The organism is Gelidibacter sp., assembly GCF_035515035.1.
In the GTDB taxonomy this organism is placed as follows: Bacteria; Bacteroidota; Bacteroidia; order Flavobacteriales; family Flavobacteriaceae; genus Gelidibacter.
Window position 1 is genome coordinate 1 of record NZ_DATJCA010000005.1, and the last position, 2,312, is coordinate 2,312.

The 2,312-nt window shown below is 38.9% G+C and carries 1 protein-coding gene; it reads left to right on the forward strand.

What is annotated here, in order from left to right:
- Positions 1 to 470 precede the first annotated feature (470 nt).
- Positions 471 to 2,312, forward strand: a 1,842-nt coding sequence (locus VLZ86_RS00230; protein WP_325447512.1) for a carboxypeptidase-like regulatory domain-containing protein, incomplete at its 3' end; no start/stop codon positions are given.

Genomic DNA, 2,312 nt, shown 5'->3' on the forward strand with positions numbered 1-2,312 from the left:
CGTAAAGAAAGAAATTGGAGCACAGATGAGCTTTATGCTTATTCATATTGGAAGGCGGGCGTTGCGGAGGACAGATCTGTTACCGACAGAAGGAAAGAATCTGTGGCCTCAGAAGCCATTCCCATCATTTATTCTAAATGACCCTGAAGAAAAATAGACGTTTCACCTAATTGTCATGCGCCTTTCGTTAGACCAATGTCAGCATGCATCACTATTCTGAAAGTTTTGGATAAGAAAAATCTTGATGGTGTTATTGTAAAAATTAAGAGATTCAATAAATAAATATTTAAACAATTAATTCTAAAATCAAACCATATGAAAATATCGCATTCAATTTTATCAAAACGGGACATTTTGATTCCGTATAACAAAAATACTATCACATCGGGGTCTCAAATCACTCTATCATTTAATCCTTTCAATTTCATCAACAATTCTAAATAACTATGATCAAATACATAAGTCTGTTCATGCTTCTGACAATACAATTGTCGTTTGCACAATCAAAAATCACTGGTACTATTACTAACCAAAATCAAGAGGGAATTCCGTTTGCCTCCATTGTTGTCGAAAATACTGCGAAGGGGACATCTGCAGATGAAAATGGGTATTATGAATTACTTAATTTAGCGCCTGGCGACTATAAAATAAAAGCATCTTTCGTTGGGTATAAATCTGTGGTCAAAACAGTGACAATCCATGGCAACGAACACATAAGATTGTCGTTCCAATTAATTGATGATTCTCAATTGGAGCAAGTGGAAATTTTTGGAAGTCGATTTAAACATCCGGATAAAATAGAGGCCTTGACCCGTTTGCCTTTGGCTCCTTATGAGCAAATACAGAGCATCTCAATTATTTCAGATAAGCTAATTCAGCAACAGGGAAATCTGACCATTTCAGATGCGACCAAAAATGTTCCCGGTGTTTACACTTTTGCAACCTATGGCAATAAAAGAGAAAGTATGTCTTCACGTGGGTTCAGAGGCATCCCAATTTTAAAAAACGGGGTTCGCGTCCATTCAGATTTTAGAGGAACCGGCATCTTGACCGATATGCAAGGTGTGGATAATATTCAGGTGTTAAAGGGTGCTGCTTCAATTACGCAAGGTGTGGCCACCGATTTGGGAAGTCCCGGCGGTGTTATCAATCTGGTGACCAAAACACCGAAATATGTCTTTGGCGGGACTGCAGGATTAAGAGTGGGAAGCTATGGACAGGTGAGGTCCACCTTTGATGTTTACGGTCCATTGGTAGAGAGCCAAAAAGTTGCATTCCGGGTAAACACTGCGCTTGAACGCTCAGACAGTTATAGATCCATGGTGTCTTCAGACCGATTTTATATCAACCCTTCCTTAGAATGGAAACCAGATGACAATACGACATTTACTTTGGAAATGGATTATTTTGAAGACAGTCGAACTCCGGACCTTGGGACCGTAAATCTTGGAGAAAATGACGAGAACAAAATCTATGACTTGCCTCATAATCGATTTTTAGGTTTTGAGAATGATAAATCCTTAACCTCCAATACCACTTACGCTATAAGATTTGAAAGAAAGCTAAGCGATAAGCTGAGTTTGAATGGTGCTTTTTATAAATCCAATTTAGATTTGGATGATAAAGGTGCCAGTTTGGGGAACGTTGTCAAGGACACTTCAGGCGAACCCATCTATAACCAAAGAAATCGAGGCTATTCTGTTTCGACCCGGAAGGATAATAATAGTGTATTACAATTTGATTTAATAGGTGACCAAATTGAAACTGGTGGAATTTCGCATACCTTCCAGGTAGGGTTCGATTATCGAACTACAGATTACAGTACATCATCAATGAGGATTTCCAATGTAGATGTTATAGATGTGTTTACTTCCAATCCTCATGGTCTACCAGACAATCTCAATTTTCCTGAGGCAACAGTTTTAGGAGCTAAGTCGAAAGCCATTGGATTTGTAGCACAGGACGTGATCACCTTCAATCCATACTTAAAAACCTTTTTAGGCGCTCGTTACAGCAAAACACAAACCATAACAGCTACAGAAACGACCCAGAGTGATGCCTTTAACCCGTTGGGAGGCGTAATCATTACGCCATTTAAGAATCTAAACCTATTTGCATCCTACACCAATAGTTCCTATCCACGAACTGCCACACGATTGGACGTCAACGGCAATGAATTGGGCAATGAACGGTTCGATCAATTGGAAACTGGAATTAAAACCCATTGGCTAAATAATAGATTACGTTTCAATCTCACCTTCTTTAAGATTAACAATAAGGACATCAATTTACCTGTGTACGATGAGAATTGG